The organism is Serratia sp. K-E0102, from assembly GCF_029962625.1.
Lineage (GTDB): Bacteria > Pseudomonadota > Gammaproteobacteria > Enterobacterales > Enterobacteriaceae > Serratia > Serratia sarumanii.
The window spans coordinates 1,330,437-1,350,960 of record NZ_CP124754.1; the positions used below are offsets into that span (position 1 = coordinate 1,330,437).

Here is a 20,524-nt window from a genome sequence, read left to right on the forward strand (position 1 = left end):
TGACAGTATATCCACAATATTTAAACTGGCGACACTTTTTCGTTTTGGAGACGCCATGATGGCCGATCGCATTCACTGGACAGTAGGGCAAGCCCAGGCCCTGTTTGATAAACCGCTGCTTGAACTGCTGTTCGAAGCGCAAACCGTACACCGTCAGCACTTTGACCCGCGTCAGGTGCAGGTCAGCACGCTGCTGTCGATCAAAACCGGCGCTTGCCCGGAAGACTGCAAATACTGCCCGCAGAGTTCGCGCTACAAGACTGGCCTGGAGGCGGAGCGGCTGATGCAGGTCGAGCAGGTGCTGGAATCGGCGCGCAAGGCCAAGGCGAACGGATCGACCCGTTTTTGCATGGGCGCGGCGTGGAAGAACCCGCACGAGCGCGATATGCCTTATCTGCAGCAGATGGTGCAGGGCGTGAAAGCGATGGGCATGGAAACCTGCATGACCCTGGGCACGCTGGATGGCACTCAGGCCGAACGGCTGGCGGAGGCCGGGCTGGATTACTACAACCATAACCTCGACACCTCGCCGGAGTTCTACGGCAGCATCATCACCACCCGCAGCTACCAGGAACGCCTGGATACGCTCGACAAAGTGCGCGACGCCGGCATCAAAGTGTGCTCCGGCGGCATCGTCGGGCTGGGTGAAACGGTGCGTGACCGCGCCGGGCTGCTGGTGCAGCTGGCCAATCTGCCGAAGCCGCCGGAGAGCGTGCCGATCAACATGTTGGTGAAGGTGAAAGGCACGCCGCTGGCGGATAACGACGACGTCGATCCGTTCGATTTCATCCGCACCATCGCGGTGGCGCGCATCATGATGCCGTCTTCTTATGTCCGCCTTTCCGCCGGCCGTGAACAGATGAACGAACAGACGCAGGCGATGTGCTTCATGGCCGGCGCCAACTCGATCTTCTACGGCTGCAAGCTGCTGACCACGCCGAACCCGGAAGAAGACAAAGACCTGCAGCTGTTCCGCAAGCTGGGACTGAACCCGCAGCAGACCGCCACCGAACACGGCGACAACCAGCAACAGCAGGCGCTGGCTAAGCAACTGCTGACCGCCGATACCGCCGAGTTTTACAACGCGGCGCTGTGATGAGCTGGCAACAACGCATTGAGCAGGCGCTGGCAGAGCGGCGCCTCAACGCCGCCTACCGTCGGCGACAGACTACCGAGGGCGGCAATGGCCGCCAGATTCGGCTCGGCGATCGTTTCTACCTGAATTTCTCCGGCAACGACTACCTGGGGCTGAGCCAGGATGCGCGGGTGATCGCCGCCTGGCAGCAGGGCGCGCAGCGCTACGGCGTCGGCAGCGGCGGTTCCGGCCACGTCACCGGCTTTAGCGCGGCGCATCAGGCGCTGGAGGAGCAACTGGCGGCGTGGCTCGGCTATCCGCGCGCGCTGCTGTTCATCTCCGGTTACGCCGCCAACCAGGCGGTGCTGGCGGCGTTGATGCAAAAGGGCGATCGCATTTTGGCCGATCGCCTCAGCCACGCCTCGCTGCTGGAGGCGGCGGCGCAGTCGCCGGCCGAGCTGCGCCGCTTCCAGCACAATCAGCCGCAGGCGCTGGCAGATCTGCTGGCCAAACCCTGCGACGGGCAGCGGCTGGCGGTGACCGAAGGAGTGTTCAGCATGGACGGCGACGGTGCGCCGTTGGCGGAACTGCATCGCCTAACCCGCGCGGCGGGCGCCTGGCTGATGGTGGACGATGCCCACGGCGTCGGCGTGCGCGGCGAGCAAGGCCGCGGCAGCTGCTGGCAGCAGGGCGTGCGCCCTGAACTGCTGGTGGCGACCTTCGGCAAGGCGTTCGGCGTCAGCGGCGCGGCGGTGCTGTGTGATGAGCCGACCGCCGAGTATCTGCTGCAGTTCGCCCGTCATCTGATTTACAGCACCGCGATGCCGCCGGCGCAGGCCTGCGCGCTGCAGGCGGCGCTGGCCTGCATTCGAGAGGGCGATGAACTGCGCGCCCGGCTGCAGGACAACATCCGCCGTTTCCGCCAGGGCGCTGCGCCGCTGGCGCTGACCCTGACGGACTCCGACACCGCCATCCAGCCGCTGCTGGTGGGTGACAATCAACGCGCGCTCGATCTGGCGACCCGCCTGCGCGAGCGCGGGCTGTGGGTGAGCGCCATCCGCCCGCCGACGGTGCCGCCGGGCGGCGCGCGGCTGCGCATCACCCTGACGGCGGCGCATCAGCCGCAGGATATCGATCGCCTGCTGGAGGTATTGCATGACGTCAGCCAATGACTGGGTGAACAAACAGGCGGTCGCTTCGGCCTTCAGCCGCGCCGCCGGCAGCTACGACGCCGCCGCCGCGCTGCAGCGTGACGTTGGCGAGCGCTTACTGGGGATGGGGAGTGCCCATCCGGGTGAACGGCTGCTGGATGCCGGCTGCGGCACCGGCTATTTCAGCCGCCTGTGGCGCGAGCGCGGCAAGCAGGTGACCGCGCTCGATCTGGCGCCGGGCATGCTGGATGTCGCCCGTCAACGGCAGGCGGCGCACCATTATTTGCTGGGCGATATCGAACAGGTGCCGCTGCCCGACGCGGCGATGGACATCTGTTTCAGCAGCCTGGTGGTGCAGTGGTGCAGCGATCTGCCCGCCGCGTTGGCGGAGCTGTACCGCGTGACCCGCCCCGGCGGCGCGATCCTGTTTTCCACGCTGGCGGCGGGATCGCTGCAGGAACTGGGGGATGCCTGGCAACAGGTGGACGGCGAGCGCCACGTGAACGCCTTTCTGCCGCTGGCGCAGATCCGCGCCGCCTGTGCTGGCTATCGACACGAGCTGGTCACGGAGTTGCGCACTCTGAACTACCCGGACGTGATGACGCTGATGCGTTCGCTCAAGGGCATCGGGGCCACGCATCTGCATCAGGGGCGCGAGGGCGGCCTGATGTCGCGCGGCCGTCTCGCCGCGCTGCAGGCGGCTTACCCGTGCCGGCGGGGGCAGTTCCCGCTCAGCTATCATCTGGCTTATGGAGTGATTTATCGTGATTAAACGTTGGTTCGTAACCGGCACCGACACCGAAGTGGGGAAAACCGTCGCCAGCAGCGCCTTGCTGCAGGCCGCCAACCGGGCGGGCTACCGCAGCGCCGGGTATAAGCCGGTGGCTTCCGGCAGCGAGATGACCGCCGAGGGACTGCGCAACGGCGACGCGCTGGCGCTGCAGGCCAACAGCGGCGTGGCGCTCAGCTACGATGAAGTGAACCCTTACGTTTTTGCCGAACCCACCTCGCCGCATATCGTCAGCGCCGATGAAGGCCGGCCGATCGACGCGGCGCGGCTGTCCGACGGCCTGCGCCGGCTGGAGCAGAGCGCCGACTGGGTGCTGGTCGAGGGCGCGGGCGGGTGGTTTACCCCGCTGTCGGCGGAGTACACCTTTGCCGACTGGGTGCAGCAGGAGCAACTGCCGGTGATCCTGGTGGTGGGCATCAAACTAGGCTGCATCAACCACGCGGTGCTGACGGCGCAGGCGGTGCAGCAGGCCGGGCTGACGCTGGCCGGTTGGATCGCCAACGACGTGGCGCCGCCGGGGCGGCGGCATCAGGAATACCTGGCCACGCTGCGCCGCATGCTGCCGGCGCCGCTGCTGGGCGAAATCCCGCACCTGCCGCAGGCTGAGCGGGCGCCGCTGGGGCAGTATCTGGATATCAGCCTTCTATAAACTCTCAATGAGGGGAGCTTCTCTCCCTCATCCTTCTTCTTGCCCTGTCAACCCGGCGCCGATCAGCGCCTCATCCAGCTGCGCCAGCGCGCCGTGCGCCACCGTGCGCCCGCTGTCCAACAGGCAGAAGCGGTCCGCCACCCGGCGCACGAACGGCAGCTGATGCTCCACCAGTAAAATGGTCATGCCCAGTTCGCGGTTGAGCCGGCGGATCACGTTGCCGATGTCGGCGGCGATCGAGGGGGGGACGCCCGCCGTCGGTTCGTCGAGGATCAGCAGCGCCGGCTCCTGGGCCAGCGCCCGACCGATCGCCAGCTGGCGCTGAGCGCCCACGCACAGATCGCCGGCGCGGCGCGCGCGCATCTGGCGCAAATGGGGAAACAGGCTGTAGATCAGCGGCGGAATACGGCGAGGGGCGCCGCGCCCGGCCATTTGCGCCACCTGCAGATTCTCCTCCACGCTCAGCTGCGAGAAGAGCTGCCGCCCCTGGGGTACGTGGCTGATGCCCAGCGCGGCGCGGCGCTCCATCGGCTGCAGCAGCAGATTTTGCGGCGGCTGATCCGCCGGCTGCCAGGTCATGCTGCCGCTCACCACCGGCACATGCCCCATGATGCAGTTGACCAGCGTGGTCTTGCCCACGCCGTTGCGGCCGAGCAGGACGGTGCACTGGCCGCGTGGTAGCTCCAGGTTGATGTCCCACAGGGTATGGTTCTGCCCGTAAAATTGATTGACCGATCTCAGGCTCAGCATTTGGCATTCTCCTCATAGACGCTCGTTTCACTCGTTGGCGGGGGCTGCAAAGGCCGCATGAGCGGCGAATTTCCCGAGTGTGGCAATGTCTGGAACAAAATGCCGTCCGTCCGAGGAGCCAGAGCCAGGTCTGCGGTGGACGGAATGACAGTCAATATGTCGTTAAAAACGACGCTTGTGACGACTTGGTGTCGTTCTTGCGTTTTTACGGGCGATAACGCCGCGGCGGTGAAACTCCGCGGCCGGCAGCGCATCATGCTGCCGCACCGCATTTATACGCAGGAAGATAAAGCAACTCCCAGGCCAATTTTTGCCGCCGGGTGAAAACGGGGGATTGTTATCGCCTTGTTAACCGCACGTCAGGCCTGACGCGCGCTGCCGTGACGGCCTGGAAATACGCGGGCAAGTTAACCCGGACGTTTTTTGCACTCTTGTGGTGCTGTTCGGTGTGGGCATGGTGCAAGGCATTGCGCCGCCGTCAAGAGCGATCCACGTGAAAGGAGCCAATGCGATTTTGGCAATGGGGATTTTTAGTATTAATCGGCATAAACAAAGCGATATTTTTATGAAAAAATAACTAAAAAAGGCATTTTGGCCAGTGTAAAGGGCGAAAAGCTTTCTTTCTGCAACTCCCGCCCCGGGCGGGGCGGTGAGAGTTATCCACTATTCCTGTGGATAACCTTGTGTATTAGATTTAGAAAAACGCTGTAAAGCGAGAGCGGACGCGGGTTCTGTTCGCTTTGCCCGCATTCTCGTCTTTTTATTAAAGTAATTAATTATCAATAATTTAATTAAAATCAAGACGCGAGGGTATTGATCAGGTCTCTATGTATGATTTTTCGACGCGGTGCTATCAATAAGTTAATTCGCGGCAAGTTCTGGGGATAAATCTGTTATTGACAATAAAAATGTCACCGGACTGTAACGCCACGGTGCAACGGCGTTGCCGCGGTATCGGGCGCAGCGACGAATCCGCTTGAAGCTGGTTTTATATCCAGTATCATGGGCACTGGCGCAAATCGCCGACACTTTCCATAATTAGGGGCCATGCCCGGCGCAGAGTCGGCTGGCCGCCTGAGCGCGCGCATCTCCACAGGGTAGCCGAGCAATGAGTAAACTTTTCAAACTGCATTCTGATTTCAAACCGGCCGGCGATCAGCCGGAAGCCATCCGCAAGCTGGAAGAGGGGCTGGAAGACGGCCTGGCGCACCAGACGCTGCTGGGGGTCACCGGTTCGGGCAAGACATTCACCATCGCCAACGTGATAGCCGATCTGAATCGGCCGACCATGGTGCTGGCGCCGAACAAGACGCTGGCGGCGCAGCTGTACGGCGAGATGAAAGAGTTTTTCCCGGAGAATGCGGTGGAATACTTCGTCTCCTACTATGACTACTACCAGCCGGAAGCCTACGTGCCCAGCTCCGACACCTTCATTGAAAAAGACGCTTCGGTGAACGAGCACATCGAGCAGATGCGCCTTTCCGCCACCAAGGCGCTGCTGGAGCGGCGCGACGTGGTGGTGGTGGCGTCGGTGTCGGCGATCTACGGCCTGGGCGATCCGGATCTTTACCTGAAGATGATGCTGCACCTGACCCAGGGGATGATCATCGATCAGCGATCCATTTTGCGCCGGCTGGCGGAGCTGCAATATTCCCGCAACGATCAGGCCTTCCAGCGCGCTACCTTCCGCGTGCGCGGCGAGGTGATCGACATTTACCCGGCGGAGTCGGACGAGCTGGCGCTGCGCGTCGAGCTGTTCGACGAAGAAGTGGAGCGGCTGTCACTGTTCGATCCGCTGACCGGGCAGATCGAGCAAGTGGTGCCGCGCTTTACCATCTACCCGAAATCGCACTACGTGACGCCGCGTGAGCGGATCATGCAGGCGATGGAAGAGATCAAGGTCGATCTGGCGGACCGCCGCAAGGTGCTGCTGGCCAACAACAAGCTGCTGGAAGAGCAGCGCCTGACGCAGCGCACCCAGTTCGATCTGGAGATGATGAACGAGCTGGGCTACTGCTCGGGCATCGAAAACTACTCGCGCTACCTGTCCGGGCGCGCCGAGGGCGAGCCGCCGCCGACGCTGTTCGACTACCTGCCGGCGGACGGCCTGCTGGTGGTCGACGAATCCCACGTCACCATTCCGCAGATCGGCGCGATGTTCAAGGGCGACCGCGCGCGCAAGGAAACGCTGGTGGAGTACGGCTTCCGCCTGCCGTCGGCGCTGGACAACCGCCCGCTGCGCTTCGAGGAGTTCGAGGCGCTGGCGCCGCAGACCATCTATGTCTCCGCGACGCCGGGCAAATACGAGCTGGAGAAATCCGGCGGCGATCTGATCGATCAGGTGGTGCGGCCGACCGGGCTGCTGGATCCGATCGTGGAGGTGCGGCCGGTCGCCACCCAGGTGGACGATCTGCTCTCCGAGATCCGCAAGCGCGCGGCGATCAACGAGCGCGTGCTGGTGACCACCCTGACCAAACGCATGGCGGAAGACCTGACCGAATACCTGGAAGAGCATGGCGAGCGCGTGCGCTACCTGCACTCGGACATCGATACCGTGGAACGGGTCGAAATCATCCGTGACCTGCGTCTGGGCGAGTTCGACGTGCTGGTGGGCATCAACCTGCTGCGTGAGGGGCTCGACATGCCTGAGGTGTCGCTGGTGGCGATTCTGGACGCCGACAAGGAAGGTTTCCTGCGTTCCGAGCGTTCGCTGATCCAGACCATCGGACGCGCGGCGCGTAACCTGAACGGCAAGGCGATCCTGTATGGCGATCGCATCACCGATTCGATGGCCAAGGCGATCGGTGAAACCGAGCGGCGCCGCGCCAAGCAGCAGGCCTACAACGAAGCCAACGGCATCGTGCCGCAGGGGCTGAACAAGAAGATCGGCGACATTCTGCAGATCGGCCAGCCGGTCAACCGCGCCAAGAGCAAAGGCAAGGGCAAGGCGGCGGACGGCGGCGCTTCGCTGCAGAACCTTACGCCGAAAGCGCTGGATCAGAAAATCCGCGATCTGGAAGCGCAGATGTACACCCACGCGCAAAACCTGGAGTTCGAGCAGGCGGCTGCGCTGCGCGACCAGATCCACCAGCTGCGCGAGCAGTTTATTGCGATTTCCTGACCGTTGGATGGCGCCCGCGTAGCGGGCGTCGAAATTCCTTGTCGGCCGCGTCAAAGCTGTTAAGGTGTGCGGCCCGATTTGACCACGAAGAGTACCGAACATGAGCCAACACCAGTCCAAAGATCCGCTGCACGGCGTGACGCTGGAGCAACTGCTGAATAAGCTGGTGGATCACTACGGTTGGTCCGAGCTGGGCGCACGCATTCGCATCAACTGCTTCCGCAGCGATCCGAGCATCAAGTCCAGCCTGAAGTTTTTGCGTCGCACGCCCTGGGCGCGCAAAGAGGTGGAAGATCTGTATATCGATATGGTCAGCCATCCCGCCCCAGCCAGCGATAATCCCTGGCTGCGCGGGCGAGACGGTTAAATTCGGTCAGCGGCGGGCGGCCAGCGCCACCAGCGCCCGATCCAGCGCCTGGCGCAGCAGTTGGCGATCGTGTCTGTAGGGGATGTCGCTCGCTTCCAGCGGCTGTTGAATCACCACCCGATCCTGCACTTCACTGGCGTCTACCGCCGGGCCGACGATCAGCGCATCGATCATCCGGCGGCCAATCTTCTCTTCCATCAGCGTCAGCTTATCCTGTAGCGACAGCGCCGCGGCGGCCACGCTCAGCTCGCGGCCGAGGTTGCCGATATAGATCATGCTGGCGCTGCTGCGGCGCAGCGCCTGGGTGAGATCGTCCAGCAGCAGCAGCGGCATCAGGCTGGTGAGGAAACTGCCCGGCCCGATCAGGATCACGTCGGCCTGCGCGATGGCGTCCAGCGCTTCGCGCGTGGCGCTGACCGGCGGCGACAGCATCAACTCCTGCGGCATATGGGCCAGCTGATCGACATTCACTTCACCGTAAACGTGATTGCCTTCGTGATCGTGCGCCATCAAATCCACCGGCTGTTCCGACATCGGGATCAGCGCCGCGTCCACCTTCAGCAGGCTGCGCACCAGGTTGATCGCTTCCAGCGGGCGCACGCTCAGGTGATCCAGCGCTTTCAGCATCAGGTTGCCGAGGTTGTGGCCGGCCAGTTCGCCGTTGCCGCTGAAGCGGTATTCGAACATCGCCGAGGCGACGCTCGGTTCGGTGATCAGCTGGTTGAGACAGTTACGGGTATCGCCCCAGGCAATGCCGCCTTCCGAACGGCGGATGCGGCCGGTGGAACCGCCGTTGTCGGTGGTGGTGACGATGCCGGTCAGGCGGGAGCCTAAGGACGACAGGGCCGACATCACACGGCCCAGGCCGTGTCCGCCGCCTAACGCCACCACGCGGTCGAGATCGGCCAGGGTACGATTACGCATAAATTTCCTTACAAAGGGGCTGAACTGCCCGCATAAGGTAACGGATCCGGCATAAAAACGCGATATACCCGTCATCCTTGAAGTTGCCTCTGTGTTGGCTGCATTTAGTTACGTGGCCCGTCCATGGGCCACGCCCCTTCAGGGCCGCTGCAAGCAGCGTTCAAATCTGCTCCCGGCAGATTTGTCACCCCAGTCACTTACCTAAGTAAGCTCCTGGGGACTGATGAGCCTCGTCCTGAGGCCCCCCCTTCGGGCCAGCGCAAGCGCTGTTCAAATCGGTTCCCGACCGATTTGTCCCGCTCTTGCCGTCGGGAGGCAACTCCAATTATTTAGGGCATAAAGAGTGTCATTTGCGTGATTCCGGTCAATTCGTCCGCGCAAGTGATGTTTATCATGGTTTACCAGAATACGCGGCGTCTAAAAACGCTGTATAGACAATTATATAGCGAATTTACGCGTTGGCTATCGTTGCCGATTAGCGCTAGAATTCTGCTGAAAACCACGGTTTCGTTCCGGCTACTCAAGGTAGCGGGAAGAGAAATCAAACTCCTAGCCCCTGCGCCTACGTTGTTCATCCGGAACGATATGGCGCCTGGGCCGTGGCGAAGTCAGCCACCAGGGTGCAGAGGGGAAACGCTCGCATCTCCCGACTTTGGAAAGGTGTTATGGTGCCGCAACTCATTGATGCTTATGAGCGCAAGTTCTATTACCTGCGCTTGTCGATCACCGACGTGTGCAACTTTCGTTGCACCTATTGTCTGCCCGACGGCTACAAGCCGAGCGGCAGCCCGAAAAGCTTCCTGTCGCTGGATGAAATCCGCCGCGTCAGCCGCGCGTTCGCCGAACTGGGCACCGAAAAGGTGCGCCTGACCGGCGGCGAGCCTTCGCTGCGCCGCGATTTTACCGAGATCATCGCCGCCGTGCGGGAAAACCCGGCCATCCGTACCCTGGCGGTCACCACCAACGGCTACCGTCTGGCGCGCGACGTCGCCGCCTGGCGTGACGCCGGTCTGACGGCGATCAACGTCAGCATCGACAGCCTGGATCCCCGCCAGTTTCACGCCATCACCGGCCAGGACAAGTTCCGCCAGGTGATGGACGGCATCGACGCCGCCTTCAGCGCGGGTTTCAGCAAGGTCAAGGTCAACGCAGTGCTGATGCGCGACGTTAACCACCAGCAGCTCGGCGCCTTTCTCGCCTGGATCAAGGACCGGCCTATCCAGCTGCGCTTTATCGAACTGATGGAAACCGGCGAGGGCGGCGAGCTGTTTCGCAAACACCACGTTTCCGGCGAAGTGATTCGCCTGCAGTTGGAGCAGCAGGGCTGGCAGCGCCAGGCACGCGGCCGCAGCGACGGCCCGGCGCAGGTGTTCAGCCACCCGGACTACCAGGGCGAGGTGGGGCTTATCATGCCGTATGAAAAAGACTTTTGCGCCAGCTGTAACCGGCTGCGCGTCTCTTCCATCGGCAATCTGCACCTGTGCCTGTTCGGCGAGCAGGGGGTGCCCCTGCGCGATTTGTTGGCGGACGACGGCCAGCTCGACGCGCTGAAGGCGCGCATCCAGAGCGGGCTGCTGAGCAAGAAGCAGACCCATTTCCTGCATCAGGGCAACAGCGGGATCACCCAGAACCTGTCGTTTATCGGCGGCTGACAGCCAATAGGAGCCTATTGAACCATGAGCCATGCGAGCAGCGAGTTTATTGCGGCGCATATCGCCATCCTGACCGTCTCCGACAGCCGCGGCGCGGCGGAAGACACCTCCGGCCACTATCTGCAGGAAGCGGCGCAGGAAGCCGGCCATCAGGTGGTGGATCGCGCCATCGTCAAAGATGACATTTACCAGATCCGCGCGCGGGTTTCCGCCTGGATCGCCGATGACAACGTGCAGGCGGTGCTGATCACCGGCGGCACCGGTTTTACCGCCCGCGACAACACGCCGGAAGCGCTGCTGCCGCTGTTCGACAGAGAGGTGGAAGGGTTCGGCGAACTGTTCCGCATGGTGTCGTACGAAGAGATCGGCACCGCGACGATCCAGTCGCGCGCGCTGGCCGGCCTGGCCAACCGCACGGTGATCTTCGCCATGCCGGGCTCCACCCGCGCCTGCCGCACCGCCTGGGAGCGGATTATCGAAGAGCAGTTGGACGCGCGCCATCGCCCGTGCAACTTCCAGCCCCACTTGAAGAAGCCCTGAGTCATGACACAGCTAACCCACATTAACGCCGCCGGCGAAGCCCATATGGTTGACGTTTCCGCCAAGGCCGAAACGGTGCGCGAGGCGCGCGCCGAAGCCTTCGTCGAGATGCTGCCCGCCACGCTGGCGATGATCGTCGACGGCAGCCATCACAAGGGCGACGTGTTCGCCACGGCGCGCATCGCCGGCATTCAGGCGGCCAAACGCACCTGGGAGCTGATCCCGCTGTGCCACCCGCTGATGCTGAGCAAGGTCGAAGTGCAGCTGGAGGCGCAAACGCAGCACAGCCGGGTGCGCATCGAAACCTGCTGCCGGCTGACCGGCAAAACCGGCGTCGAGATGGAGGCGCTGACCGCCGCCTCGGTGGCGGCATTGACCATCTATGACATGTGCAAAGCGGTACAGAAAGACATGGTGATCGGCCCGGTGCGCCTGCTGGCGAAAAGCGGCGGCAAATCCGGCGATTTTAAGGTGAACGTATGATCGATATTCTTTTCTTCGCGCAGGTGCGCGAACTGGTGGGCACCGGCGGCCTGTCGATGCCGGCGGATTACCCGACCGTCGAGGCGTTGCGCCAGGCGCTGTGCGCGCGCGGCGATCGCTGGGCGCTGGCGCTGGAGTCCGGCAAATTGCTGGCGGCGGTCAATCAGTCGCTGGTGGCGGCGGACCATCCGCTGCGCGCCGGCGATGAAGTGGCCTTCTTCCCGCCGGTCACCGGGGGGTAAGCATGGAAAATACCCGCATTCGCGTGGGCGAAGCGCCGTTCAACGTCGGTGACGAGTACCAGTGGCTGGCGCAGTGCGACGCCGATGGCGCGGTGGTGACCTTCACCGGCAAGGTGCGCAACCATAATCTGGGTGACGACGTCAGCGCGCTGACGCTGGAACATTATCCCGGCATGACCGAGAAGGCGCTGGCGGAGATCGTGGCCGAGGCGCGCAGCCGTTGGCCGCTGCAGCGGGTGACGGTGATCCACCGCGTCGGCGCGCTGTATCCCGGCGACGAGATCGTGTTCGTCGGCGTGACCGGCGCGCACCGCAGCATGGCGTTCGCCGCCAGCGAGTTCATCATGGACTACCTGAAGACCCGCGCGCCGTTCTGGAAGCGCGAAGCCACCGGCCAGGGCGATCGTTGGGTGGACGCCCGCGACAGCGATCGCGAGGCCGCGCAGCGCTGGCACGACGCGGCTAAATAACGCGTCAACAGCGGAAACAAATCAAGACCTTTGCCGCTTTCGCCCGGCATATTCTGTGGTACGCTTATAGCAGGCGAAGCCCCGTTCGCGGGGCTTCGGAATCTTGTTTACAACGCAAAAGGTAACCGTCATGGACCGATATCCACGCTCTAATGGTTCAATCGTCGAACGTGCCAACAGCGGCATTCAGGCCTACATGGCGCAGGTTTACGGCTGGATGACCTGCGGTCTGCTGCTGACGGCGTTCGTTTCCTGGTATGCGGCCAACACGCCCGCGATCCTCAACTTCATCTTCTCCAGCCAGATCACCTTCTTCGGCCTGATCATCGCCCAGCTGGCGCTGGTGTTCGTGATCTCCGGCATGGTCAACCGCCTGAGCGGCGCGGTGGCCACTTCGCTGTTCATGCTGTACTCGGCGCTGACCGGGCTGACGCTGTCGAGCATCTTCATCGCCTACACCTACAGCTCGATCGCCAGCACCTTCGTGGTCACCGCCGGCATGTTCGGCGCCATGAGCCTGTATGGCTACACCACCAAGCGCGATCTGAGCGGCTTCGGCAGCATGCTGTTCATGGCGCTGATCGGCATCGTGCTGGCCTCGCTGGTGAACATCTGGCTGAAAAGCACCGCGCTGATGTGGGCGATCACCTACATCGGGGTGGTGGTGTTCGTCGGCCTGACCGCGTACGACACGCAAAAACTCAAGGCAATGGGCGAGCAGCTGAACGCCGATGATAAAGACAGCTTCCGCAAGTACGCCATCGTCGGCGCGCTGACGCTGTATCTCGATTTCATCAACCTGTTCCTGATGTTGCTGCGTATCTTCGGCAACCGCCGCTAAATCCTTGATCTTTCAAGCAGAAGCTTGAAATCCCTAGGACTTACCAGGCTCTGCATGTGACATGCAGAGCCTTTTTTATGCGATTTTGCGGCGGAACAGCGCGTAGGCGGCGCTGCCGGTGGTGGCGGTGATCACCAGCAGCGGCCACAGGCTGTGCCAGATGATGTCGAAGCTGGCGTCCTTCAGGTAGATCTGCTTGGTGATGTCGGTGAAGTGGCGTATCGGGTTAACCCAGGTCAGATCCTGCAGCCACACCGGCATATTTTCCACCGGCGAGACGTAACCCGAGAGCAGGATCGCCGGCATCATGAACACGAACACGCCGATGAACGCCTGCTGCTGAGTGGCGCACAGCGACGAGATCAGCAGGCCGAAACCGACCAGCGACAGCCCGTAGATCAGCATGGTGGCATAGAACAGCAGCAGCGATCCGGCGAACGGGATCTGATACAGGAAGATGCCGATCAGCAGCACGATGCTGGCCTGGAAGCTGGCGACGATCAGCGCCGGCACCGCCTTGCCGATAAAGATCTGCCAGGTGGTGAGCGGCGAGACCAGCAGCTGTTCCAGCGTGCCCTGTTCGCGTTCGCGCGCCACCGACAGCGAGGTGACGATCAGCACGCCGATGGTGGTGATCATGGCGATCAGCGACGGCACCACGAACCATTTGTAGTCCAGATTCGGGTTATACCAGTTGCGCACCACCAGCTCGCTGTTGTTGGGTTTAGCGCGGTTGCCGAGCAGCTCGTTCTGATATTCCTGCACGATCTGCTGCACGTAGTTGGCGGCGATCTGCGCGCTGTTGGAGTTGCGCCCGTCGAGCAGCAGCTGCAGCGGCGCGGTGTTGCCGGTGGCGATATCGCGCGAGAACTGCGCCGGGAAGCGGATCAGCAGCAGCGCCCGCTGGTTGTCGATGGTGGTCTTTATCTCCTGCGGGCTGCGCAGCAGCAGCACGTGTTGAAAGGCCTTGGCCTTGGCGAAGCGCTGGGTCAGCTCTACCGAGGCCTGGCCGCTGTCTTCGCTGTAGACCGCGATGGTGGCGTTGGTGACTTCCAGCGTCGCGGCGAACGGGAACAGCAGCACCTGCAGGATCACCGGCATGATTAAAATGGCGCGGGTTTGCGGATCGCGCAGCAGCGCCTGCATTTCCTTGATGATGAGCGTCAACAGACGATGAAACATCGCTTTTCTCCTCAATCCAGCCGGCGCTGGGTTTTCCAGGCCGTCAGGCCGATGAACACCACCGCGGAAGCGATCAGGAACAGCAGATTGATCAGCAGCACGGTGCCGACGTTGCCCGCCAGGAACAGCGTTTGCAGCGTGCTGACGAAGTAGCGCGCCGGAATGATGTAGGTCACCGCGCGCACGATGGCCGGCATGCTGTCGATCTGGAAGATGAAGCCGGACAGCATGATCGACGGCAGGAAGGCGGCGTTCAGCGCCACCATCGCCGCATTGAACTGATTGCGGGTGAGGGTGGAGATCAGCAGGCCCATGCCGAGGGTGCTGGCGAGGAACAGGCTGCTGATCAGCAGCAGGATCAGCAGCGAGCCGCGATAGGGTACGCCGAGCACCCACACTGCCACCGCCATGCACAGTGCCATGGCGGCCATGCCGAGGAAGTAATAAGGGATCAGCTTGGAGAGCAGCAGCTCGCTGCGCGTCACCTGGGTGGACAGCAGGGCCTCCATGGTGCCGCGCTCCCATTCGCGGGCGATCACCAGCGAGGTGAGGATGGCGCCGATCACCGTCATGATGATGGTGATGGCGCCGGGAATGATGTAGTGCCGGCTGATGGCCGCCGGGTTGAACCAGTAGCGCATCTGCACGTCAATCAGCGGCTTGTCGCTGTTACCCCGATCGGCGGCGCGCTGCTGCTGCCAAACTTGCCATACGCCCTGGGCGTAACCCTGCACGAAGTTGGCGGTGTTCGGCTCGCTGCCGTCGGTGATCACCTGGATAGGGGCGCTGTCGTGCGGGCGCGCCATGCGCTGGTCGAAATCCACCGGGATCACCACCAGGCCGCGGATCGTGCCGGCCTGCATCTGCTGGATCAGCCGTTGGCGGTTGTCGCTGATGGTCGGTTCGATATAGGGCGAGCCGGCGAAGGCGTGGGCCAGATCGCGCGCGTCTTCGCTCTGCTGCTCCATCAGAATGCCCAGATGCAGCTTGCTGGAGTCCAGGTTGATGCCGTAGCCGAAGATAAACAGCAGCATCAGCGGGATGACGAAGGCGATCAGGCCGCTGCTGGGATCGCGCAGTATCTGCCGCGTTTCCTTTAGGCACAGCGCGCGCAGCCGGCGCCAGGAGAAGCCGCCGTCGTCGATTGGGGTTCGGTTATCGCTCACCGTGATTCCTCCTCATCGTAGCCCTGCACCAGCTCGATAAACGCCTGCTCCATCGAGGGGTTGGGATTGTCGTCGCGCGCCACCTGCTGTTTGAGATCGTCCGGCGTGCCGGCGGCGATGATCTTGCCGCGGTACACCAGGCCGATGCGGTCGCAGTACTCCGCCTCGTCCATAAAGTGGGTGGTCACCATCACCGTGACGCCCTTGTCGACCATGCCGTTGATGTGCAACCAGAACTCGCGCCGCGTCAGCGGATCGACGCCGGAAGTCGGTTCGTCGAGGAACAGGATATCCGGTTCGTGCATCAGCGCGCAGGCCAGCGCCAGGCGCTGTTTGAAGCCGAGCGGCAGCGCGTCCGGCGTCTGATCGAGGATCGGCGCGAAGTTGAAGGCGCGGGACATCTCGTCGATTTTGTCGCGCTGCGCCTTGCCGCCCAGGCCGTAGACGCCGGAGAAGAACTTCAGGTTCTGCGCCACCGTCAGGTTGCCGTACAGCGAGAATTTTTGCGCCATGTAGCCGAGCCGCTGGCGCGCCTTGCCGGAGCTGGTCTTCAGATCCATCCCCAGCACCAGCGCCTTGCCGCCGGAGGGGATCAGCAGGCCGCACATCATTTTGAAGGTGGTGGACTTGCCGGCGCCGTTCGGCCCGAGCAGGCCGAAAATTTCGCCGCGCCGCACCTGGAAATCAACGTGATCGGTAGCGGCGAAGTCGCCGAATTTTTTGGTCAGCTGCACCGCTTCGATCACCGTTTCACCGCTTGCGCCGTTGACGGTCGGCATGATCTCCGCCAGCGCCGAGCGGTGATTGGGGCCGCCGCCGAGCAGATCGATAAACGCATCCTCGAAGCGGGGATCCGCTTCGTCCAGTTCGGCGTCCGGCAGATCCAGCGCTTGCAACAGCCGGCGGTGATCTTCGCCTTCCTTCAGGATCAGGCGCAGATACTTGCCCTGGATCACCCCGTCGGTGACCGCCGGCAGGCAGATCGCCCGCTGCAGCAGCGATCGATGGCTGCCGGGGGGCGCGGCGATCAACACCGTGCGCCCGGCCATACGGCGGGTCAGCGCCTGCGGCGCGCCGCTGAACAGCAGCTCGCCCTCGTTGAGCAGCAGCACTTCGCGGCACTGCTCGGCTTCGTCGAGATAAGACGTGCTCCACAGGATCAACATGCCGTCGTTGGCCAGCTCGTGCACCATGCGCCACAGCTCGCGGCGCGAGATCGGATCGACGCCGACGCCCGGCTCATCCAGCAACAGCACCTGAGGTTCGCCCAGCAGCGTGCAGGCCAGACCCAGCTTTTGCTTCATGCCGCCGGACAGCTTGCCCGCCAGGCGCTCGGTGAAGCGGGTCAGATCGGTGAATTTCAACAGCCGCTCGAAGGTCTGGCGGCGAAGATCGCCGGTGACGCCGCGCAGATCGGCGTACAGCGTCAGGTTCTCCATCACCGTCAGATCCTCATACAGCCCGAACTTCTGCGGCATGTAACCGAGGATCGCGTGTAGTTGACGATCCTGCGCGATCGGATCCAGCCCGGCGACCCGCAGTTTGCCGCTGCTGGGCTGCAGCAGCCCGGCCAGCATGCGCAGCAGGGTGGTTTTGCCGGCGCCGTCCGGGCCGACCAGCCCGATCACCGCGCCGCTGCGCAGGGTGGTGGTCAGGCTGGCGACCGCCGGTTTCTCAAGCGACGGGAAGCGCTTCTCCAGCCCTTCCAGCTCAATGGTGTGCGCCTGTTCCATGGCCGGCCTCAGGGTTTGGCGAAGCGCAGGGTGACCGGCATGCCCTGGCGCAGCGCGTCGTCGGCGTCGGTGACGATCACCCGCAGGCGGTACACCAGATCGGTACGCAGATCCGGCGTTTCAACGCTTTTCGGCGTGAATTCGGCGGTCGGCGAGACGAAGCCGATCTTGCCGTGATAAGGCTTGCCGGGGCGGCCGTCGGTGTAGATCTCCAGTTCGGTGCCGGGCACCGCTTGGCTCAGGCTGGTTTCGTTGACGTAGGCACGCACCCACACCGGCCGGGTCAGCGACAGGGTGAAGACCGTGCCGCCGGCGCCGAGCATGGTGCCCGGCTCCACCGCGCGGGTCAGCACCGTGCCGGCGGAAGGGGAAACCAGCGTGGCGTCTTGCAGGTTCAACTGTGCCTGCGCCAGCGCCGCCTCGCTCTGCGCCACGTCGGCCTTGGCCTGTTCGATTTCTTGCGGGCGGTTGCCGCTGCGGTATTGCGACAGCTTGTCCTTCGCCGCCTGCAGGTTGGCCTGCGCCTGATTGCGGGCGGTGCGCGCATCCTCCAGCGCGTCGGCGGAGGTAGCGTTTTTCGCCCACAGCCCCTGCTGGCGTTTCAGGAAGCTGTCGGCGTAGGCGAAGGCGGACTGGCGCTGCGCCATTTCCGACCGCACCTGGGCGATCTCTTCGGCGCGGTAACCGGCCTGCAGCAACGACAGCTTGGCGCGCGCGCTGCCGACGTTGGCTTCGGCCTGCTGCAGCGCGTTGCGGTAGGGCGCGTCGTCCAGCTTACCGAGCAGCTGGCCCGGCTGAACGGCATCGCCCTCATCCACCGTCAGCGACGCCAGGCGGCCGTCGACGCGAAAGCCGAGGTTCACCGTGCGGATGTCGACGTTGCCATACAGCGTCAGCGGCTTATCCTGCTGCTGTTGGTAATGCCATACCCCGTAAGCGGCGGCCGCGATCAGCAGAATTAACAACACGATCAAGGCACTGCGTTTTTTGTTCATAACACTCCCTGCCTGAATTTACGCGCCGTGACGTTGGCGCAGCCCAACAACCAGAATCTCGATATGTTCGCTCAGCACCGCCGCGATTTGCGTCGCTTCGCCCTCGCCAATCTCTTGCCAGCCGGCCTGAAGGCGGATGGTTTCGCGCGCCACGCGGAACGACAGCACCTCGCCGATCAGCGCATGGGTATGCAGCACGAGGCGGGGGGCGCGTTCGTCGATGCCGGTGGCGGCCGCCAGCAGGCGGCACAGCCGCTCGTGCATCGGCGCGATCACCTGGCTGTGGATCAGCGGGTAGGCGTCGGTCGGGGCGAGCTGTTCGCGCGACATGATTTTGCTCAGGTTCAGCGTGTGCGGCTGGGTCATCAGTTCGCTGAAGGCCAGCAGGCCACGCTGCAGCAAACGCAGCGCCGCGTCGGGTGAGCGCTGCGCGACGGGCTGTTGCCAGAAGCGATCGACCTCTTCGGCCAGCGGGGCGAACGCCTGCTGGATGAAATCGGCGAGCGACTGCGCCACGGCCAGGTACAGCCCCTCTTTGGAGCTGAAGTAATAGGTGATGGCGGCGATGTTCTGGCCGGCGCGCTGGGCGATATCGCGGGTGGTGGCGCCCTGCAGGCCATATTCACCGAACAGGTCGGTCGCCGCGGCGAGCAGCTGCCGGCGCGCTTGCTCGCCGCGCGCCCGGCCGGCGGCCTGATGAGGGACGGAAGCTGGCATGGGTCACGCTCGAAGTTAATCAATCATATGATTAACTTTATGCCAGATTGTTTAAAATGCAACCGCCAATCACAATGCGTTATGTGATCGGCTTCAGACAATGCTGAATTTACGGCAGATTGTGCTCTCCACGCGTAAAAGTGCTTTTTATTGCGCGACTTCTGTTACAATCGGCGCCTGGTGCACTGCAGTTTGTGCCAATCCCTCGTGGTCATGCTTAATGCCCCGTCTGATCATCCTCCCAGGAAACTGCACCGAACACCGTTAGGTTAGGGGGGATCTGGAGTTTTTCTCTTTATGTCATTTGAAACCCTCGGCTTAAGTGCTGAAATTGTGCGCGCTGTTGAAGAACAGGGCTATCGCGAACCGACGCCAATTCAGCGTCAGGCTATTCCTGTCGTGCTGGAAGGTCGTGACCTGATGGCCAGCGCCCAGACCGGCACCGGTAAAACCGCCGGTTTTACCCTGCCGCTGTTGCAGCTGCTGAGCAAGCATGACCATCCGGTCAAGGGCCGTCGCCCGGTGCGCGCGCTGATCCTGACGCCAACCCGTGAGCTGGCGGCGCAGATCGGCGAAAACGTCGATGCCTACAGCAAACACCTGCGCCTGCGTTCGCTGGTGGTGTTTGGCGGCGTGAGCATCAACCCGCAGATGATGAAGCTGCGCGGCGGCGTCGATATCCTGGTGGCGACGCCGGGTCGTCTGCTGGATCTGGAACATCAGAACGCGGTTGACCTGTCCAAAATCGAAATTCTGGTGCTGGACGAAGCGGACCGCATGCTGGACATGGGCTTTATCCACGACATCCGCCGCGTGCTGGCCAAGCTGCCGGCCAAGCGTCAGAACCTGCTGTTCTCCGCCACCTTCTCCGACGACATCAAGGCGCTGGCCAACAAGCTGCTGCACAACCCGGCTTCGGTAGAAGTGGCGCGCCGCAACACCGCGTCCGAGCAGATCGAACAGAGCGTGCATTTCGTCGACAAGAAGCGTAAGCGGGAACTGCTGTCGCAGATGATCGGCGAAGGCGACTGGAAACAGGTGCTGGTGTTTACCCGCACCAAGCACGGCGCCAACCACCTGGCGGAGCAGCTGAACAAAGACGGCATCACCGCCGCGGCGATCCACGGCAACAAGAGCCAGGGCGCCCGTACCCGTGCGCTGGCGGACTTCAAAGACGGCCGCATCCGCGTGCTGGTGGCCACCGACATCGCGGCGCGCGGTCTGGATATCGACCAGCTGCCGCACGTGGTGAACTACGAGCTGCCTAACGTGCCGGAAGACTACGTGCACCGTATCGGCCGTACCGGCCGCGCGGAGCGCACCGGCGAAGCTATCTCGCTGGTGTGCGTGGACGAGCACAAGCTGCTGCGCGACATCGAGCGTCTGCTGAAGCGTGAAATTCCACGCATCGCGCTGCCGGGCTACGAGCCGGATCCGACCATCAAGGCCGAGCCGATCATCAACGGCCGCCAGGGTGGCGGGCGCGGTGCGCCGCGCGGCAACGGCGGTGGCCAGCGTTCCGGTAACGGCGGCGGTCAGCGCAGCGGTAACGCGAACGGCGGCCAGCGTGAAAACCGCGGCAACGGCAACGGTAACGCCCGCCCGCAGGGTGACGGCCAGCGCCGTTCCGGCGCGCCTTCGCGCCGCCCGCGCAATCGCAAACCGGCCGAATAAGC

20 protein-coding genes and 1 riboswitch are annotated in these 20,524 nt (G+C 63.2%); of the genes, 13 read left to right on the forward strand and 7 right to left on the reverse strand.

Annotated features, from left to right (window positions below; genetic code table 11):
- Positions 1-58 precede the first annotated feature (58 nt).
- Genes bioB through bioD form a run of 4 tightly spaced genes read left to right on the forward strand, consistent with a single transcriptional unit; the run spans position 59 to position 3,665 of the window.
- Positions 59-1,096 (forward strand): biotin synthase BioB, encoded by a 1,038-nt coding sequence (gene bioB / locus SSARUM2_RS06360; RefSeq protein ID WP_033653544.1) that lies wholly within the window; start codon positions 59-61, stop codon positions 1,094-1,096.
- Complete coding sequence (gene bioF, locus SSARUM2_RS06365) at positions 1,096-2,247, forward strand: 8-amino-7-oxononanoate synthase (protein WP_060425492.1); 1,152 nt, start codon at positions 1,096-1,098, stop codon at positions 2,245-2,247. Before bioB ends, bioF begins: the two co-directional genes overlap by 1 nt.
- A complete protein-coding gene (gene bioC / locus SSARUM2_RS06370; protein WP_033647122.1) occupies positions 2,231-2,998 on the forward strand; it encodes a malonyl-ACP O-methyltransferase BioC in 768 nt (255 codons plus the stop codon). Before bioF ends, bioC begins: the two co-directional genes overlap by 17 nt.
- On the forward strand, positions 2,991-3,665 hold the full coding sequence (bioD, locus tag SSARUM2_RS06375) for a dethiobiotin synthase (RefSeq protein WP_033653509.1): 675 nt from the start codon (positions 2,991-2,993) through the stop codon (positions 3,663-3,665). The genes bioC and bioD overlap by 8 nt, the downstream gene beginning before the upstream one ends.
- A gap of 27 nt (positions 3,666-3,692) precedes the next feature.
- Here bioD and SSARUM2_RS06380 read toward each other — a convergent pair whose 3' ends face one another.
- The gene (locus tag SSARUM2_RS06380) at positions 3,693-4,415 is read right to left on the reverse strand and encodes an ATP-binding cassette domain-containing protein (protein WP_060428818.1); all 723 of its coding nucleotides are present in this window, start codon (positions 4,413-4,415) and stop codon (positions 3,693-3,695) included.
- A gap of 1,108 nt (positions 4,416-5,523) precedes the next feature.
- Here SSARUM2_RS06380 and uvrB point away from each other — a divergent pair.
- Together uvrB and SSARUM2_RS06390 are read left to right on the forward strand one after the other, a co-directional pair.
- Entirely contained in the window at positions 5,524-7,536 is a 2,013-nt protein-coding gene (gene uvrB / locus SSARUM2_RS06385) for an excinuclease ABC subunit UvrB (protein ID WP_033653507.1), read from the forward strand.
- Between the two features lie 100 nt (positions 7,537-7,636).
- The gene (locus SSARUM2_RS06390; RefSeq protein WP_004939783.1) at positions 7,637-7,903 is read left to right on the forward strand and encodes a VF530 family protein; all 267 of its coding nucleotides are present in this window, start codon (positions 7,637-7,639) and stop codon (positions 7,901-7,903) included.
- 6 nt (positions 7,904-7,909) lie between these two features.
- Here SSARUM2_RS06390 and yvcK read toward each other — a convergent pair whose 3' ends face one another.
- A complete protein-coding gene (yvcK, locus tag SSARUM2_RS06395; RefSeq protein WP_033637504.1) occupies positions 7,910-8,827 on the reverse strand; it encodes a uridine diphosphate-N-acetylglucosamine-binding protein YvcK in 918 nt (305 codons plus the stop codon).
- Between the two features lie 534 nt (positions 8,828-9,361).
- A riboswitch (molybdenum cofactor riboswitch) is annotated at positions 9,362-9,506 on the forward strand.
- On the opposite strand from yvcK, the gene moaA reads away from it, so the two are divergent.
- The 6 genes from moaA (at position 9,493) to SSARUM2_RS06425 (ending at position 13,055) form a co-directional block, all read left to right on the forward strand.
- Positions 9,493-10,479: a GTP 3',8-cyclase MoaA gene (gene moaA, locus SSARUM2_RS06400; protein ID WP_016928681.1), complete on the forward strand. Its 987-nt coding sequence runs from the start codon at positions 9,493-9,495 to the stop codon at positions 10,477-10,479. It overlaps the preceding riboswitch by 14 nt.
- A gap of 24 nt (positions 10,480-10,503) precedes the next feature.
- On the forward strand, positions 10,504-11,019 hold the full coding sequence (gene moaB, locus SSARUM2_RS06405) for a molybdenum cofactor biosynthesis protein B (protein WP_033637505.1): 516 nt from the start codon (positions 10,504-10,506) through the stop codon (positions 11,017-11,019).
- A 3-nt stretch (positions 11,020-11,022) separates the two neighbouring features.
- The gene (moaC, locus tag SSARUM2_RS06410; RefSeq protein WP_033637506.1) at positions 11,023-11,502 is read left to right on the forward strand and encodes a cyclic pyranopterin monophosphate synthase MoaC; all 480 of its coding nucleotides are present in this window, start codon (positions 11,023-11,025) and stop codon (positions 11,500-11,502) included.
- Complete coding sequence (moaD, locus tag SSARUM2_RS06415; RefSeq protein WP_019453985.1) at positions 11,499-11,744, forward strand: molybdopterin synthase sulfur carrier subunit; 246 nt, start codon at positions 11,499-11,501, stop codon at positions 11,742-11,744. The genes moaC and moaD overlap by 4 nt, the downstream gene beginning before the upstream one ends.
- Before the next feature lie 2 nt (positions 11,745-11,746).
- Positions 11,747-12,214, forward strand: coding sequence for a molybdopterin synthase catalytic subunit MoaE (gene moaE, locus SSARUM2_RS06420; protein ID WP_004939764.1), 468 nt, complete (start codon positions 11,747-11,749; stop codon positions 12,212-12,214).
- 130 nt (positions 12,215-12,344) lie between these two features.
- The gene (locus SSARUM2_RS06425; protein ID WP_033637508.1) at positions 12,345-13,055 is read left to right on the forward strand and encodes a Bax inhibitor-1/YccA family protein; all 711 of its coding nucleotides are present in this window, start codon (positions 12,345-12,347) and stop codon (positions 13,053-13,055) included.
- Positions 13,056-13,130: 75 nt separating this feature from the next.
- On the opposite strand, the gene SSARUM2_RS06430 is transcribed toward SSARUM2_RS06425, so the two are convergent.
- From SSARUM2_RS06430 to cecR, 5 genes are read right to left on the reverse strand one after another with little or no spacing between them, the layout of a single operon-like run.
- Positions 13,131-14,237 carry an ABC transporter permease gene (locus SSARUM2_RS06430; protein ID WP_033637509.1) on the reverse strand — a complete coding sequence of 369 codons (1,107 nt, stop codon included), beginning with the start codon at positions 14,235-14,237 and terminating at the stop codon, positions 13,131-13,133.
- A gap of 11 nt (positions 14,238-14,248) precedes the next feature.
- On the reverse strand, positions 14,249-15,403 hold the full coding sequence (locus SSARUM2_RS06435) for an ABC transporter permease (RefSeq protein WP_033637510.1): 1,155 nt from the start codon (positions 15,401-15,403) through the stop codon (positions 14,249-14,251).
- The gene (locus SSARUM2_RS06440; RefSeq protein ID WP_060452733.1) at positions 15,400-17,136 is read right to left on the reverse strand and encodes an ATP-binding cassette domain-containing protein; all 1,737 of its coding nucleotides are present in this window, start codon (positions 17,134-17,136) and stop codon (positions 15,400-15,402) included. Before SSARUM2_RS06440 ends, SSARUM2_RS06435 begins: the two co-directional genes overlap by 4 nt.
- An 8-nt stretch (positions 17,137-17,144) precedes the next feature.
- On the reverse strand, positions 17,145-18,131 hold the full coding sequence (hlyD, locus tag SSARUM2_RS06445) for a secretion protein HlyD (protein WP_033647110.1): 987 nt from the start codon (positions 18,129-18,131) through the stop codon (positions 17,145-17,147).
- An 18-nt stretch (positions 18,132-18,149) separates the two neighbouring features.
- Positions 18,150-18,848, reverse strand: coding sequence for a transcriptional regulator CecR (gene cecR, locus SSARUM2_RS06450; protein WP_060438980.1), 699 nt, complete (start codon positions 18,846-18,848; stop codon positions 18,150-18,152).
- A gap of 297 nt (positions 18,849-19,145) precedes the next feature.
- Here cecR and rhlE point away from each other — a divergent pair, with 297 nt between their 5' ends.
- On the forward strand, positions 19,146-20,522 hold the full coding sequence (gene rhlE, locus SSARUM2_RS06455; protein WP_033637514.1) for an ATP-dependent RNA helicase RhlE: 1,377 nt from the start codon (positions 19,146-19,148) through the stop codon (positions 20,520-20,522).
- Positions 20,523-20,524 lie beyond the last annotated feature (2 nt).